The organism is Acinetobacter guillouiae, assembly GCF_002370525.2.
Classification (GTDB): Bacteria; Pseudomonadota; Gammaproteobacteria; order Pseudomonadales; family Moraxellaceae; genus Acinetobacter; species Acinetobacter guillouiae.
In genome coordinates, this window is sequence record NZ_AP014630.1 from 2,845,383 (window position 1) to 2,861,797 (window position 16,415).

General features: G+C 38.2%; 13 protein-coding genes and 3 tRNA genes. 10 read left to right on the forward strand and 6 right to left on the reverse strand.

Annotation, left to right across the window (positions count from 1 at the left end):
- Positions 1-29: 29 nt before the first annotated feature.
- Entirely contained in the window at positions 30-1,313 is a 1,284-nt protein-coding gene (purD, locus tag AS4_RS13220) for a phosphoribosylamine--glycine ligase (protein ID WP_096734435.1), read from the forward strand.
- A gap of 92 nt (positions 1,314-1,405) precedes the next feature.
- Here the strand turns inward: purD and AS4_RS13225 are convergent, their stop codons facing one another.
- The gene (locus AS4_RS13225) at positions 1,406-2,068 is read right to left on the reverse strand and encodes an RBBP9/YdeN family alpha/beta hydrolase (RefSeq protein WP_096734436.1); all 663 of its coding nucleotides are present in this window, start codon (positions 2,066-2,068) and stop codon (positions 1,406-1,408) included.
- 553 nt (positions 2,069-2,621) lie between these two features.
- Between AS4_RS13225 and AS4_RS13230 the strand changes: the two genes are divergently transcribed.
- From AS4_RS13230 to AS4_RS13260, 7 genes are all read left to right on the forward strand, one after another.
- A complete protein-coding gene (locus AS4_RS13230) occupies positions 2,622-3,494 on the forward strand; it encodes a MetQ/NlpA family ABC transporter substrate-binding protein (RefSeq protein ID WP_056511959.1) in 873 nt (290 codons plus the stop codon).
- 113 nt (positions 3,495-3,607) lie between these two features.
- Positions 3,608-4,633: a methionine ABC transporter ATP-binding protein gene (locus AS4_RS13235; RefSeq protein ID WP_004719301.1), complete on the forward strand. Its 1,026-nt coding sequence runs from the start codon at positions 3,608-3,610 to the stop codon at positions 4,631-4,633.
- A complete protein-coding gene (locus AS4_RS13240) occupies positions 4,630-5,325 on the forward strand; it encodes a methionine ABC transporter permease (protein ID WP_034613374.1) in 696 nt (231 codons plus the stop codon). The genes AS4_RS13235 and AS4_RS13240 overlap by 4 nt, the downstream gene beginning before the upstream one ends.
- 201 nt (positions 5,326-5,526) lie before the next feature.
- On the forward strand, positions 5,527-6,147 hold the full coding sequence (locus AS4_RS13245) for a hypothetical protein (protein ID WP_096734437.1): 621 nt from the start codon (positions 5,527-5,529) through the stop codon (positions 6,145-6,147).
- A 202-nt stretch (positions 6,148-6,349) separates the two neighbouring features.
- A complete protein-coding gene (gene gloB, locus AS4_RS13250; protein WP_096734438.1) occupies positions 6,350-7,081 on the forward strand; it encodes a hydroxyacylglutathione hydrolase in 732 nt (243 codons plus the stop codon).
- 24 nt (positions 7,082-7,105) lie between these two features.
- The gene (locus AS4_RS13255) at positions 7,106-7,846 is read left to right on the forward strand and encodes an alpha/beta hydrolase (protein ID WP_096734439.1); all 741 of its coding nucleotides are present in this window, start codon (positions 7,106-7,108) and stop codon (positions 7,844-7,846) included.
- Positions 7,847-8,168: 322 nt separating this feature from the next.
- A complete protein-coding gene (locus AS4_RS13260; protein ID WP_004719296.1) occupies positions 8,169-8,372 on the forward strand; it encodes a hypothetical protein in 204 nt (67 codons plus the stop codon).
- A gap of 173 nt (positions 8,373-8,545) precedes the next feature.
- Here AS4_RS13260 and AS4_RS13265 read toward each other — a convergent pair.
- The 5 genes from AS4_RS13265 to AS4_RS13285 form a co-directional block, all read right to left on the reverse strand.
- Positions 8,546-8,630: transfer RNA gene (locus tag AS4_RS13265), tRNA-Leu, on the reverse strand.
- A 35-nt stretch (positions 8,631-8,665) separates the two neighbouring features.
- Positions 8,666-8,739: transfer RNA gene (locus AS4_RS13270), tRNA-Trp, on the reverse strand.
- 41 nt (positions 8,740-8,780) lie between these two features.
- Positions 8,781-8,865 (reverse strand) — tRNA-Leu (locus AS4_RS13275).
- A 108-nt stretch (positions 8,866-8,973) separates the two neighbouring features.
- On the reverse strand, positions 8,974-9,786 hold the full coding sequence (locus tag AS4_RS13280; RefSeq protein WP_096734440.1) for a protein kinase domain-containing protein: 813 nt from the start codon (positions 9,784-9,786) through the stop codon (positions 8,974-8,976).
- Positions 9,783-11,294: a DUF3336 domain-containing protein gene (locus tag AS4_RS13285; RefSeq protein WP_056511973.1), complete on the reverse strand. Its 1,512-nt coding sequence runs from the start codon at positions 11,292-11,294 to the stop codon at positions 9,783-9,785. The genes AS4_RS13280 and AS4_RS13285 overlap by 4 nt, the downstream gene beginning before the upstream one ends.
- Positions 11,295-11,495: 201 nt before the next feature.
- On the opposite strand from AS4_RS13285, the gene AS4_RS13290 reads away from it, so the two are divergent.
- Positions 11,496-12,368 (forward strand): ATP-binding protein, encoded by an 873-nt coding sequence (locus tag AS4_RS13290; RefSeq protein ID WP_034618149.1) that lies wholly within the window; start codon positions 11,496-11,498, stop codon positions 12,366-12,368.
- A 467-nt stretch (positions 12,369-12,835) separates the two neighbouring features.
- Positions 12,836-16,408 carry a DNA polymerase III subunit alpha gene (dnaE, locus tag AS4_RS13295; RefSeq protein WP_004822504.1) on the forward strand — a complete coding sequence of 1,191 codons (3,573 nt, stop codon included), beginning with the start codon at positions 12,836-12,838 and terminating at the stop codon, positions 16,406-16,408.
- The last annotated feature ends 7 nt before the right edge of the window (positions 16,409-16,415 follow it).

Sequence of the window (16,415 nt, forward strand, 5' to 3'; positions counted from 1 at the left end):
TTGGGAGGGATTAAAAAAGGATACATAAGATGAACATATTAGTTTTGGGTAGTGGTGGTCGTGAACATGCATTGGCATGGAAAATTGCGCAAGACGATCAAGTCACTAAAGTTTTTGTTGCACCAGGAAACGCGGGTACAGCAACTGAACATAAATGTGAAAATGTTGCTTTAGATATTCTCAACAACCCTGCCATTATCGACTTTGCAAAAAATAATGCCGTTGACCTCATTATTGTTGGTCCTGAAGCACCGCTTGTAAATGGTGTGGTCGATGCAGGACGAGCAGCTGGCCTTAAAATTTGGGGACCAACCCAATTTGCAGCACAACTTGAAGGCTCTAAAGCTTTCGCCAAACACTTTTTAAAACGTCATAACATTCCGACAGCATTCTATGATGTATTCACTGAAGTGGATGCAGCCAAAGCATTTGTAGAAAAAAATGGCGCACCAATCGTAATTAAGGCAGATGGCCTTGCTGCGGGTAAAGGCGTCATTGTTGCGATGACCAATCAAGAAGCGTTTGATGCAATTGATGACATGCTTGCAGGCAATAAATTTGGTGATGCAGGTTCGCGTGTTGTTATTGAAGAATTCCTTGAGGGTGAGGAAGCATCGTTCATTTGTATGATTGATGGTGACAATATCCTTCCTATGGCAACGTCACAAGACCATAAACGTATCTTTGAAGCTGACCAAGGTCCAAATACGGGTGGTATGGGTGCATATTCCCCTGCCCCAGTTGTGACTGCAGATGTTTTTGACAGAGTCATGAAAGAAGTCATGCGTCCAACTGTAGATGGTATGAAGGCTGATGGTCATACTTACACAGGTTTCTTGTATGCTGGCTTGATGATTGATGAGCAAGGACAACCTCGTGTCATTGAGTTTAACTGCCGCTTTGGTGATCCTGAAACTCAACCGATCATGATGCGTTTAAAATCTTCTTTGGTTGATTTAGTTGAAGCTGGTATTGCTGGTAACTTACCTGCTGAAGCTGAATGGGATGACCGTAAAACTGTTGGTATTGTGCTTGCGTCTAAAGGCTACCCTGAAACTTCGAGCAAAGATGATGTGATTTCGGGTTTAGATACCCAAATGACAGATGCTAAAGTTTTCCATGCAGGTACAGCAAACAATGTCAATGGCGATGTAGTGACTGCTGGCGGTCGTGTACTTTGCGTAACAGCGTTAGGCAACACAATTGGTGAAGCGCAAGCGAAAGCCTTGGAACTTTGCCAAAAAGTGACTTTTGATGGTGTTCAATATCGTAAAGATATTGGTTACCGTGCGATTGCTCGTGAAAATGCTTAAATCTGATTGAGTTGTAAAACCCGCCTAGGCGGGTTTTTTTTGGGTAAATTTTAGTGAGTAACGCTCTTCCAGAATAATGCATATAAGATTAATTACCTTGATTGATTTTGCGCTGAATCATTAGAATCACCTACTTCCTCAACACCACCAATGACCATTTGAAGCCAATCTAATAATTGAGGAAATTCCCGATATCCATCACTGGCTAGAAAATGTCCAGCATTGGGAATAATTTCATATGGAAACTCCAATTTTTCTGCTAACGAGATACTTAAATCAGCTGGAACATATTGATCATTACTCGATATAAACATCTTCCGATGCAATATTTTATTTTTAAAAGAAAAATCCTTATTCGTCTCAGCGATATATGAATCCAGTTGAGGTAATACTGCCAATTTATTCGAAAATCCAGATACACAGACAACACCACCTATCTGTTGAAAATCCAATTCAGACAGGAAATCAAGCAGCGTAATACATCCTAAACTGTGTGCAACAAAAAATGTATGCTGATCAATTTGAGCAACATTATTTTTTAAGGTTTGCTTCCACTGTAAAAGATTTGGATTGCTGGAGTTCGGCAATGCGATCTTTACAACTCTAGTATTTTTATCTTGTAAATTTTCCTCAAGATAATTAAACCAATGATCATCCACTTTTGCGCCATAGCCATGAATGATATAGACATTATTTTGAGCATATGTAGTATTTAGCAATAAAAAACTGCTTAAAAGAAAGATGATTAATTTCATTTATCGATCTCTTTAAGGTATATAAGATCTCCATGCTAAAGTATGACAGTGGTGTCAATGTCAATCACTGTTTGAATAAGATCATTCCTTTTCGCCTAGTAATTCAAATAATGCTTTATCAATGCAGTGCTCTAGGTCTTAGACTTATTTTACTTATTCGAAAAAAAGATAATAAATCCTAAAAAATTTATATATTATGAATAAGTATAAAATTTAAACATTTATCGTTTAACATTCAACAAAAGCATTTGTTTTCTTTATTAAATTAATAAAAACATTGATATTCAGGCAACGACATCAGTACCCAATGTCAACACGCAGCCACTATGTATAATTTTCATTTATTGATATGATAAACAAATCTTTAGAGTCTGTTTTAAACAATTAAAATTCTTTTAAAACATGCTGCTAATCCTCAAATGTAAAGAATATAGATAGCGCAATCAGACAAGTACGTCACCGCATTATTTATTTTCAAAATGTTAAAATTCGATTTAAATGATCGAGAATGCAAAGGACAAATTCTACTGCATTTGCTACTTAGGACTTATTCATGAAAAAGCTGTTTGGCGTTTTACTTAGCGCGTCTGTGCTCACTCTTTCTGCTTGTGGAAAACAAGAAGCTCCAAAAAATGATGCTGCCCAAGCAGATGCAGGTAAAGAACAAGTCGTTACCATGGCTTCTACAGGTTCAGATGCAGATATTTGGCGCTATATCGCAACGTTGCCAGAAACAAAACAAGCTGGAATTAAATTAGAAGTTAAAAACTTCACTGACTATGTTGCAATGAATACTGCTGTGGCAAACAAAGAAGTCGATATCAATGCATTTCAATCTTATGCATATCTTGTTGCTTTCAATCAATCAAACAAAGAAAAAATTGCACCAATCTCTACAACATATTTAGAGCCAATGGGTATTTATTCTAGTAAAGTTAAAAAAGTTGAAGAATTTGCCAATGGTGCAACCATTGCTATTCCAAATGATGGCGCAAATGAATCACGTGCATTGTTACTTTTACAATCTGCTGGTCTCATCAAATTGAAAGATGGCTTTGATTTAGTTAAAGGCACGCCTGCTGATATTACTGAAAATGCAAAGAAAATTGTCATCAAACCTATTCAAATGGCGACTGCGGTACGTGCTAAAGATGAAGTTGATGCAATTGTTTTAGGTAATACTTTGGCAATGGAAGGCGGTTTAAACGTGCTTAAAGATTCGGTTTATTATGAGCCAGTTGACCAAACAACCAAAATGAATGTCAACGTACTTGCTGTTGCAGATGCACGTAAAGACGATGCCCTTTTGAAAAAAGTGGGGGAGTTATATCATGTTCCTGCTGTAGGTAAATATGTTCAAGAACACTTCGGTGGAACTAAAGTTGATGTGAATAAACCTGTAAGCTATCTTACAGAATCAAAATAGTTTTATAATGGATCAGGTCTATTGACCATTCTTTTATGAAAGGTCTGTAGGCCCTCATAAAACAGGCAAAGTAAATTTGCCTGTTTTTTCTTTTTGCTATAGTTTTTGACGATATGATTGAATTTAAAAACATTTCAAAACACTATGAGTTGAAAGGTCAAACCATACGTGCACTGGATCAGATTAATCTTGAGATTCCAGCGGGCAGTATTTTTGGCATTATCGGCTATAGTGGTGCAGGTAAAAGTACCTTAATCCGTTTGATTAACTTGCTTGAGCGTCCTAACCAAGGACAAGTCATCATTAATCAAAAAGACTTTACGGCACTTGATGCACGTGCATTACGTCAAGAACGTGCAAACATAGGCATGATTTTTCAGCATTTCAATTTGCTACAAACCAAAACTGTAGCTGACAATATTGAAATGCCGTTAAAGTTGCTGGGTGTCAGTAAAGACCAACGTGAAAAGCGTTTAAATGAGTTACTTGAGTTTATTGATCTAAAGCACAAAAAAGATGCTTTTCCAGATGAACTCTCGGGAGGTCAAAAGCAACGTGTCGGTATTGCACGTGCCTTGGCCAACCATCCCAAAATTTTACTTTGTGATGAAGCAACCTCTGCACTTGATCCACAAACCACGAAATCTGTTCTCGCTTTGCTTAAAAAGATTAATCAAGAGCAAGGGATTACTATTGTCATGGTTACGCATGAAATGGATGTAATTGAATCTGTTTGTGATTTTGTTGCCGTCATGGAACAAGGCAAAGTGATTGAAACTGGTTCTACCTTAGAAATTTTTAGTCAACCGCAACACCCGACGACGAAAAACTTTATTCAAACCGTTTTACAGCAACAGCTCCCTGTTAATATCTTAAACAATCTCGAAAATCAAAATCATAAAAGTATTTATAGTCTGCAATTTTTGGGTACTTCAGCGCAAGAGACCGTGGTACAAGCAGCAATTAAGCAATTTGATGTCAGCTTAAATATTTTATTTGCCAATATGACTGAAATTAATGGTTCAGTGATCGGTCAAATGTTTATACAACTTTTGGGAGATGCTGAAAGCATTCGCCAAACCATAGATTTCTTTGAAAAAAATGGGGTCAAGGTGGAACAGTCAGGAGTTAGACTATGAGAGAACTCATTGTACAATGGCTCACTACACTCACAGCACCATTTTGGAAAAGCTCTTTAAGCATTGACCAATTTGTTACAGCGATGCAAGAAACCATTCAAATGGTCATTTTTGCAATGCTGTTTGGTACCATTTGGGGCTTTATTCAAGCAATTACCTTGTTGGTCACTCGCCCTAATGGCATTTTACCCAATCGCGCTGTTTATCAGATTTTAAATCCTATCGTCAATGCGCTACGTTCCCTACCCTTCATTATCCTATTGATTGCGGTTTTCCCACTCACCAAAGCGATCGTGGGTACAACTATTGGTACTTGGGCTGCGATTGTACCGTTGACCATTTATGTTGGTCCTTATATTGGTCGTCTTGTAGAAACATCATTGCTTGAAGTGAACGAAGGGATTATTGAGTCTGCACAGGCAATGGGTGCATCGCCTTGGCAGATTATTTTTAAATTTATTATCCCTGAATCTCGTAGCTCACTCATTCTGAGCCTTACTACAGCAACCATTAGCTTGATTGGTGCAACAGCGATGGCGGGTGCTGTAGGCGCTGGCGGTATTGGTGATTTAGCTATTTCTTATGGTTATCAACGTTTCGATCAAAGTGTGGTTTATCTCACTGTGATTGTCTTATTGATCCTTGTACAAATTGTACAGAGTCTTGGAAATTGGTTATCTAAGCTTCGATAATCCTTGCTTGCCATTTCCAGTTGTTCTTCGTTCTAAAATCATACCCTCCTTGTTGAGGGTATTTTTTATTTCTTGAGTTAGCTACAGATATAAATACTTATAAAATTTATAGATCCTTTTTAATTCTACTCATTTGATCATCTGCTCTTGATCAATCCTTCAGAACTGATTAAGTTATAGAAAACTTAAGAAATATTTGAAATGAATAATTTTACCCAAACCATCGCCCCGTTGCTCCTTATGCTACCTATTTGCAGTTTTGCTGCGCAACATTCAGAAGATTACACCACCACAGTGAAAGTTAATGGTGTCGAGCTCAACCAAGCAGTAAGTGCAACACAAATTGAAAAATTGCTTGGAAAAACCTCTCAAAAACCTATAAAAACATTTTCAGAATGTAGTGGGAACTATGAATACTCAAGCTCTACTGCATTAGGGAAAAAACTGATGTTTGAAATTTATAGTGAAGACAATCCACAGATTAAGTCTGACGCTTTTTATAAAAGCAAAAATACTTTTCAACAACTTGGCACAACCAAAGGGCGAGTTTGGCTTTCTTGGTCAAATGCGCCAGCGATCACGGATACAATCCTGATTAACAATAAACCCATCACTAATCTGTATAGCATGAATCAATTTAAAAAAGACTTCCCAAACAGCGCCAAAACTGGCACCCATGTTTTAATGTTAACTGCGTCGGAAGCCAAAGAGTTTTTAAAAAATCCTGCTGAATTTGAAACTGGCTATCGCAGCTATGTCGACTTTAGTTTTAAAAATGGCAAACTGAGTAAATTAGAAATCAACCAAGGGATGGCCTGTTAAGTTTTGTGAAAATAGCGTATTGGTCTATATGCTATTGTCTAAATAGAACTCTACTGCACGACTTATTTATTCATTCAAACAACATACAATGCTGTCAAACTACATATCTTTTCACATAAAAAAGACTGTAATCAGTTTTCTAACTTGTCTATAGCCTGATTTTGCTATTAAATTTGTGTCAGCATATCCATGGAATTCAACGATGCAATTTAAAATTCACGTCATAGATGTAAAAAATCAATTACAAAACTATATTTGGCTGATCGAAGACAGTCAAAGCCATGATGTCGTTGCAATTGACCCCACTGAAGCATCACTCGTTGAAGATTATTGCCTTGAGCATCAACTGAATTTAAAACAAATTTGGCTCACACACTGGCATAAAGACCATATTGGTGGTGTTCCAGAATTAATCGCAGATCATAATATTCCTGTTTATGGACCACGCGCTGAACTGAGTCACATTCCTTTTATTACCTACCCGCTGCAACACGATGATCAATTTGAATTTCATGGATTAAACATCGACATTATCTCTGTACCAGGTCACACCCTAGGACATGTCGTTTATTTTATTGATGCATTAGACAGCGTTTTCTGTGGTGATACCCTTTTTGCTATGGGGTGTGGACGTATGTTTGAAGGAACTGCTGAACAGTTTTATCATTCTCTCAATCGCCTTGCTGCTTTACCACCAAGAACCAAAGTTTACTGCACCCATGAATATACGCTTTCTAATGCACAATTTGCTTTGCATATCGAGCCAGCGAACCGAGCAATACAACAACGTGCCGAAGAAATCAAACAGCTCCGTGAACATGGGAAAATCACCTTGCCCAGCACCATTGAACTTGAGCTTGAAACCAATCCTTTTTTACGTGTCGAAAGTGCTGAAGAATTTGCGCGTATTCGTGCATTGAAAGATCATTTTTAAGCAATCACGATTATTGTCCCCACAATGTTAAAACTGCGCCAGCCTAAGCCTCTGTTTTTAAAAGCCTCGCAGCAGGCGGTACTGTTATTACATGCCTATACCAGTACCATTCAAGATATGAAGGCCTTAGCAAAATTTCTGCATCAACATGGCTACACTTGCTATGCGCCTAGCTACGCTGGGCATGGTTTAACGATTGATGAGTTTCTCGATTACACGACAGCGGATTGGTGGCAAGATACATATAATGCTTATCAACTCTTAGAAAATCAGGGTTATAAGCATATTGCTGTCATTGGGGTTTCTTTAGGTGCAATTTTATCGTTAAAACTCACTGAGCACTTTCCAATTGATGCATGTATTAGCATGTCTGCGCCACAGGATCGAAGTGTAAATGATCTTTTTAAGCGATTAGAACACTATGCCGAATATCTTCATCAATTTCAGAATAGCAATGTAGAGCTAGACTTAAAAAGCTTAGAAAATAAAGCAGCAATACAACTACAGGCATTTCATGAGTTTGTTGCCGCAACCATAAGCAATGTTTCTTTAATTCGCGCACCTATTTTTTTATTGTATGGCGAGTTAGATGATGCACATTATCAATCCAGTGCACAAACCATTTATAATTATGTGAAGTCTACAGAAAAAAAGATTAAAAGTTATCCCAATACAGGGCATCTCATGACTTTAGGCAAAGATCAGACACAACTGTTTAGCGATATTTTAGATTTCTTAGATCAACATCATCCCATACAGCCATAATAACCTGTACTTCTGTTAAATTTACTTACATTTAGCCAAAGTAAAAATGAGAAAAATTCTGCTTTTTTAAAACGATATCTTTGCATCAAAATATTACAAGCACAGTTTTCATATTTAATTAATTGGTTGTTTTATTTTAATATTTTTTATTAAATTCACATTTCATCCATATTGATAGCAAAAAAATACGCATTGATACAAAAGCCTCATTTCTCAAATTGCTCAAATATTGATATAAAAAATAAGTTTCATCAAATTTCCCCTTTAAAAATTTAATGATCACCCCTATTAAATTTATAGGCAGGAATTAAGGAGATCTTCTGTGAAAAAGGTTGTAAAGGCAAAGAATTTAATCGCTTTTCGTATTTGGTTAGAAAAATTAGGCTATTCAGTAAAAAATTTAGCTGATGGAAAAGGATTTACTTTCAGCTTTAAAAAAGAATATGGTTTAGTCACTTGTGATTTATCTGGTAATAACTTAGCAATGCAGCTCGGTGAAGAATTTGAAGATCACTTAAAGGCTTAGTAAGTGTCTAAATGAAGTTTCTCTTTGAAAAGACCTAAACGATTTCGTTTAGGTCTTTTTATTGATCTGGCTAAAATTCTAATTCTAAGAAACCTTTAATCACAATACAGCATAGTTAGAATAAAAATTTAGGCATAAAAAAAAGCATGATTTTCATCATGCTTTTTTAAATTTGGTGGGGACGGAGAGACTCGAACTCTCACACCTTGCGGCGCTGGAACCTAAATCCAGTGCGTCTACCAATTTCGCCACGTCCCCGAATAAAAACTAACGCTGTAGTCTTTTAAATAACTTGGCAGAGGATCAAGGATTCGAACCTTGACGAACGGTTTTGGAGACCGTCATGCTACCATTACACCAATCCTCTATAACCCTTCATTTTGTTTTAGTACCACAAAATGAATTGCTTGGTGGGGACGGAGAGACTCGAACTCTCACACCTTGCGGCGCTGGAACCTAAATCCAGTGCGTCTACCAATTTCGCCACGTCCCCAATGGCTGTGTATATTATAGAGATCGTTTTATTATGACAAGCCCTTTTTTCGAAAAAGACACTCGTTTGTTTAAATAAAAAACAAATGTTGCAAATACTGCTTTTTGTTTAAACAATTTGGCTTAATACTTGTTTTATTTGATAAATATTTGAGCAACGTTGCCCCGCTTTTTTCATTAACATCGCTGTTAAAACCATTTCAAAAATTTTAAATCGCTCTGGTAACACCACATTTAACTGCTGACAATGCAAAAATGCCCAATCTAGATAGCTTTTTGCCGATAAGCGCTGTTGTGTCAACCACTCCAACCAAACAATTCCTAACGCATAAATATCGGATTGAAATGATTTTGGTTGCGCATGAAACAATTCTGGTGCCATATACCGTGGTGTTGCTGTATGTGTTGCGATATTTGTTAAATTTGCGTCTTGAGCTGTGTTTACAGCCTGTTCAAAGTCAATCAAATAACTTTTCTCATCCTTAACGCGAAAGTGCTCAACTTTGATATCACCATGCAGATAACCATAGTCATGCAAATGTTCAAGCACATCTAAGCTAAGTACTAATCGCTTACCAATTTCAGCCAAGCTAAGTTGATCAGGTAGATCCTTAAAAAGTTTTGGGGCATCTTCCACCCATAAAGCTTGATCAATGACCTCTTCATCAATTTTAAATTGCTGAAATGGATCAAATATTGAAAAGTTTAACAATACAGGTTGAGTTTCAGTTTCTAATGCATTCAACTCGCTATAACAGTTCAGCTCATTGAAAAAGTGTTGTTGATAACAGCGATTTGAATTTTTGAGCTGTAATTTCAACCAAAACAATTGCTGACCCTGCTGAATTTGATAAACACGACGACCAAATTTTTGACTTTGGATTGAATTATATGCAATTGGAAGAATTCTGCTTTGGCTCATACTTCGGTCAATTGTTCTGCGGGTATATCTTTCGTCATCGGATGATTCAAAACTTCTAGACAATGTTGGATTGTTTTACCAATCCGCGCATGTGTTTCTATACTTGAAATTTTTGGCCAAGTTGCACGCTCACCTTCTCGTTGCAATAGCTTAAATAGATATGGGCGTGGGTTCTGTAACATATAGCTATAATGGCGCAGACTATACTCCCCAATAATATTGACATCACCATAGTAGCGCTGGTCAATAATACCGTAACCGTGATCGAGTAAACGACGCATAGAAGGAACTCGTCCCATACGGCCTCTGGCAAAGTCCATGATCCCCATTGCAGCCATGCGTCCTTGACTACGCACTATACGTTCAGGCCAACTCAGTAAATCTCTACGGTAACGTTCTTCATCATTCTGCATAAACGGTACAATATGTGGATTAACCTGACTGGCAATGGTGTAATTCAAATTATAAAGACGTGACATGCGCTCTTGGGGGAAATCATTGCGGACACTGCCGTCTACCCAACGCGTATTTGCCAAATAAGGGGTATGTACACCATCGTAACGCTTACTGATCAAACGCACAGGTGGAAATAAAACCGGTACTGCACATGATGCCAATACTGCACTCCAGACCAATAAATCTGGTGAGGTATATTTATTCATGATTCGTACATCTTCTTGGGAAACATCATAAGGCGCAACAGTGACATTGATATCTAAGCCTGATTTTTCAAATGCCTCCTGAAAGGTTACATCACCTAAATTTTCGACCAAGAACTTTTTAAGATATCGGACATCAGCAAAACCACCATTGCCTTTGATTAATTCTTTTAAGCTACGGAAGTGAAAGGCTTCACTATAAAACTGGTCACCACTGAGCAAGTTTGGAATCTCACCCGGTTCATTTACCCCCAGCATCGCCGTCATGATTGCCCCAGCACTTGAACCAGAAAGTACTTTTGGCATTAAGTCTTGTTCCATTAATGCTTTACAGACACCGCTATGGAATAAACCTAATGTTGCACCACCTGAAAACATCAGTGCGGGCTGACCATAGGCCTTTTCACAGTTTTCAAAAAACTTCCTTTTGCTTTCATGACACAAAGCTTGGCAACTTTCTGAAGCGATGAATGCCAAACTATTGCTCACTTCATCAATATAATCTTCAATTATTTTTTTAGTTCCAACATAGGTATGTGCAAATAGCATCGGATGCCCGATGTTGGCAACATCGTGACTAAATCCTTCTCTTAGGATATACATCAAATCTTGGGTGCGATTTTGCAGACGGTAACGGCGCAATAAATTTAACCGATGGGAAATAATTTCAGCATCAAAATATGGAGAGGTATTATCTAGCTTCCACTCCTGTGCCCCCGTTTCTTCATCCAGTTTTAACGCTATAGATTTCCACTCTTCATAGTTTTCCGCATGTTTCAGTTTTCTTTTTAGTTTTTTAATACGATAAGCCTGATGCGGATTTAAATCTTGAGTGAGTTCTAATAACATTTCTAATATTCCTTTGATTTTTAATCCGACACTTTTAAATACCTGTCGATAAACTATGCTGAAAAATAACCAGATAATCAATTACCATAAGTCATTTAATTCTTCCTTTAGATTCCAATTATCGCCTATTGAGATTAGCTCAATAAAATTACTGTGCTAATATCAACCACACATTGTAATTTCTGAAAATAGCGAACGGATATGGCAACTTTCGACTTACCTGACAATATCATCCAAAAATTATCCACTGTTCTTGATCAGTTACATCAAGTCCTTCCTGAAAAGAAACAAGATACTGACTTTGCAGCAGTGGCTTTTAGGTGGCACGATAAACAACTCAAAGCGATTTATAACCCGAAAGCAATGCATTTGGATGATCTTAAAGGGATTGAACGTCAGAAAGCTAAAATTTTACAAAATACTGAACAATTTCTACACGGTTTACCTGCCAACGATATTTTACTGACTGGCTCACGCGGTACAGGAAAATCATCCATTGTCCGCTCTTTACTTACCCAGTATGCAGAACAAGGCTTACGTTTAATTGAAATTGAACGAGATGATTTGTCTGACTTGCCAGAAATTCAAAAAATTATTAAAGATCGCCCAGAAAAGTTCATCGTTTATTGTGATGACTTGGCATTTAATGCTGAAGATGAAAATTACCGTAGTTTAAAAAGTGTGTTAGATGGCTCGCTACAATCTGGCTCAAGTAATTTTGTGATTTACGCGACCAGTAACCGTCGTCATTTATTGCCTGAATTTATGCATGAAAACACGCCTGTAACCAAAGTCGATGTGCCGCAATATAAAGAGTTGCATCCGCAAGAAGCCATCGAAGAAAAGATTTCATTATCAGATCGTTTCGGTATGTGGTTGTCGTTTTATCCAATGGATCAAAATCTTTATTTAGAAATTGTGGAGCATTATTTAGCAAAAGCAGACATGCCCTTTGCTGATGATGTTCGTGCTGAAGCGTTAAGATGGTGTCAAGCTCGTGGTCAACGCTCAGGGCGTGCAGCATATCAATTTTCTAAACATTGGATTGGTTCAGAACGTTTAAAGGCTTTATAAGTCCGACTTTTTTAGATATACACAGCCCTAACTGAACAACAGTCAGGGCTTTTATTATTTATCAGTTAGATCATGTGCGATAAGAATAAGTAAGCTAAGCGAATAGCGATATCAAAACGTCCAATAAGCTCATTCATGCTAAACCCATTTATTACCCGATAAAATTTCACTGCTTCTTTGTCCCATTCGATAACAATAGCTTGAATGGATTACCCTGTTTCATTCAATCCATATCATTCAAATAAAGCTTCAATTATTCGTTTCTATGTAAAAAAGACCATCAACACACAACTCAAGCTGACTGCTGGTTAATCATGCAACTAAAAGCCAAAATTAAAAAATTCAGTATATTTAAATATATTTCAGACACTTAAATACAAAGCAATAATTTATCCAGAACATTTTATTTCAGCACATCACAGTTTAAGCGTGATAAAATAGCCGACAGTTTCATATAGGATAGGTCTATGCAGTTTGTTCATCTTGGTATTCATACCGAATTCTCGATTACAGAATCGATCGTACGTATACCTGATCTGATTAAAGCTGCCGCATCTGATGAAATGCCTGCTTTAGCCATTACAGACCTATCCAACCTGCATGCAGCAGTTAAGTTTTATAACAAATCGCTGGGGAAAGGGATTAAACCTATTTTCGGCAGTGTAATTCGATTAAATGATGCAAACCATAAAGCAACCTTACTGGCAATGACCAATAAAGGCTGGCGTGGTCTGACTGAAATTGTCTCTCGCGGCTTTATTGAAGGACAACAGCTGTCGATTCCATGTGTACAAAAAGATTGGGTACTTGAACAGTCTCAAGACATCATTGTACTTTTGGGCCTACATAGTGATGTCGGAGAAATGCTCTGTGCAGCTTATCCTGAAAAAGCTGAACCGCTGTTAGAACAATGGATCGAAAAATTTGGCAATCGTGTTTATTTAGCACTGACACGTACAGGTCGCCCATTAGAAGAAAGCTTCAACGAAGAAGCGGTTAAACTCGCTGCAAAATATAATATTGGTGTTGTGGCACATAATGATGTGCATTTTGTTAGACCAGAAGATTATGAAGCACATGAAGCACGCGTTTGTATCGCAGATGGTTATGTTCTAGGCGATAGTAAACGTCCTAAGCATTACAGCCCTGAGCAATATTTTAAAACCTCTGCTGAAATGATTAAGCTATTTGCAGATATTCCAAGTGCCATAGAAAACACCTTACAAATTGCAAAGCGTTGTACCGTTTCACTCCGTTTAGGATTCCATGATCTACCAGACTATCCAATTCCGGAAGGTCATACTATCCATTCTTACTTTGAGCATCTTTCTGAAATTGGTTTAGAAGAACGTTTAGACTTCCTTTACCCTGTTGAAACACGTGATGAAGATTGGGCTGAAATTCGTAAGCCTTATGATGAACGTCTGGCCTATGAGCTTGGCATTATCAATAAAATGGATTTCCCTGGTTACTTCCTTATCGTTATGGACTTTATTCAATGGTCTAAAAACAATGGGGTTCCTGTAGGTCCCGGTCGTGGTTCAGGTGCAGGCTCACTCGTCGCTTATAGTTTAAAAATTACTGACTTAGACCCGCTGCGTTATGACCTACTCTTTGAACGTTTCTTAAACCCAGAACGTGTATCCATGCCCGACTTTGATATCGATTTCTGTATCGCTGGACGTGATAAGGTCATCGATTATGTAGCACGCCATTATGGTCGTGATGCGGTTTCTCAGATTGCAACCTTCGGTACCATGGCTGCTAAAGGTGCGATTCGAGATGTAGCACGGGTTTTAGGTAAATCTTACGGTTTGGCAGATCGTATTTCTAAAATGATTCCGACTAAACCTTTAGGACTCACCTTAGAAGAATCTATTGAGGCTGAACCACAACTTAAAGATATTGTGACCAATCCATCCAACCCAGATTATGACGATGCTGCTGAAATCTGGGAAATGGCACTCAAGCTTGAAGGCATTACCCGTAATACAGGTAAACACGCAGGTGGTGTAGTCATCGCACCAACCAAAATCACCGATTATTCGGCAATTTTGTGTGAAGCTGATGGCACAGGACGGGTTGCCCAATTCGATAAAGATGATGTAGAAGCTGCGGGCTTAGTAAAATTCGACTTCTTGGGCTTACGTAACCTTACTGTAATTGAAGATGCAATTCAAAATATTAATAAGCGTATTCAATCTGATAAGCCGTTAAATATTTCAAACATTCCTTTGGACGATCCTAAATCCTATGCAGTATTTGCGGACGCAAATACCACCGCGGTATTCCAGTTTGAATCCGTGGGCATGAAAAAAATGCTTAAAGAAGCACGCCCAAGTAAATTTGAAGAAATTATTGCCTTCGTATCCTTATATCGACCGGGTCCAATGGACCTTATTCCTGACTTTATCCATCGTATGCATGGTGGTGAATTTGAATACTTACATCCGCTGTTAGAAAGTGTACTCGAACCCACTTATGGAATCATGGTATATCAGGAACAGGTGATGCAAGCCGCACAGTTCTGTGCTGGCTATACACTGGGTGGTGCAGACTTACTTCGTCGTGCGATGGGTAAAAAGAAAGTCGAGGAAATGGTCAAGCAACGTGCCACCTTTATTGAAGGTGCTGCGAAAAAAGATATTGATGAAGGTACAGCCAACCATATCTTTGACTATATGGAAAAATTCGCAGGCTATGGATTTAACAAATCACACGCCGCTGCGTATGCTTTAGTTGCCTATCAAACGGCTTGGTTAAAAGCACATTACCCTTCTGAATTTATGGCTGCGGTCATGTCTTCGGAAATGCAAAATACAGATAACATTGTATTTTTAATTGATGACTGCCGAATCAACAACTTAGTGGTATTGCCGCCATCGGTAAATATGTCGTTCTACCAATTCTATGCCAGTGATGTAAACACCATTATTTATGGCTTAGGTGCAATTAAAGGTGTCGGCGAACAAGCCATGCAATCCGTGATTGATTCACGTGAGCAAGATGGTCCTTTTAAAGATTTATTCGATTTCTGCCACCGTGTAGATTTGAAGAAAATCAATAAAAGAACATTGGAAGCATTGATTCGCGCTGGTGCACTGGACTGTTTGGGAATTGAACGTTCAAGTTTAATGGCTCAACTTCCAGAAGCCGTCCAAGCCGCTGAACAAGCACGTTCAAATCGTGAAACGGGTATTATGGACTTATTTGGTGAAGTTGAAGAGGTTCAACGTAAGCCAGCTAAACCTGTAAAACCGTGGTCTGATGAAGTGCGTCTAAAAGGCGAAAAAGATACATTGGGTTTATATCTAACAGGTCATCCAATTGATGTCTATCGTGCAGAATTAAAATCCTTTATTCCAAATAAAATTAATGAATTAACCCCTACTCGCCGTGGTGTAACCACTGTTTTCGCTGGTTTAGTGGTCGATATTGCCAATTTCCCAAATCGAATGATGATTACCCTTGATGACGGCACAGCACGTATCGAAGTCTCTGCGAATCATGAACGCTTCCAACGCTTTAAAGACATTATTCAAAATGAAAAAGTGGTGGTGATTGAAGGTGAAATTTATGAACGTGAAGGTTTTGACCGCCCTATGGGTCGTTTGACCAAAGCATTCACCCTCAATGAAATTCGACAAAAGCGTGCCAATAGCATTGCCATCACACTGAATACTGAAGTGATGACGAAAACTTTAGCCTCGGATATTCAAAAGATCTTACTGCCTTTCTGTAATGTCGATATGTGTCAACACATTCCAATGCAGATCCAGTTAGATTATGACTATGCCACGGCTGAGTTACATTTAGGTCAACAATGGAAAGTTGCCCCATTGGATGAGTTACTTTCAAAATTACGTGATTACTTTGGTAAAGAATCTATTCATATTGAATACCAAGTCAAATCTAAAGCGGCAAAAGCCGTGGATCATCGTGGACTTGCCCAACCGACTCAAGTTGCACCACCGCCAGAAAATATGAGTATGGATGATGCAATGGATGACTATATGGCAGATGCAGGCCAATTCTCCTAACCTCCCT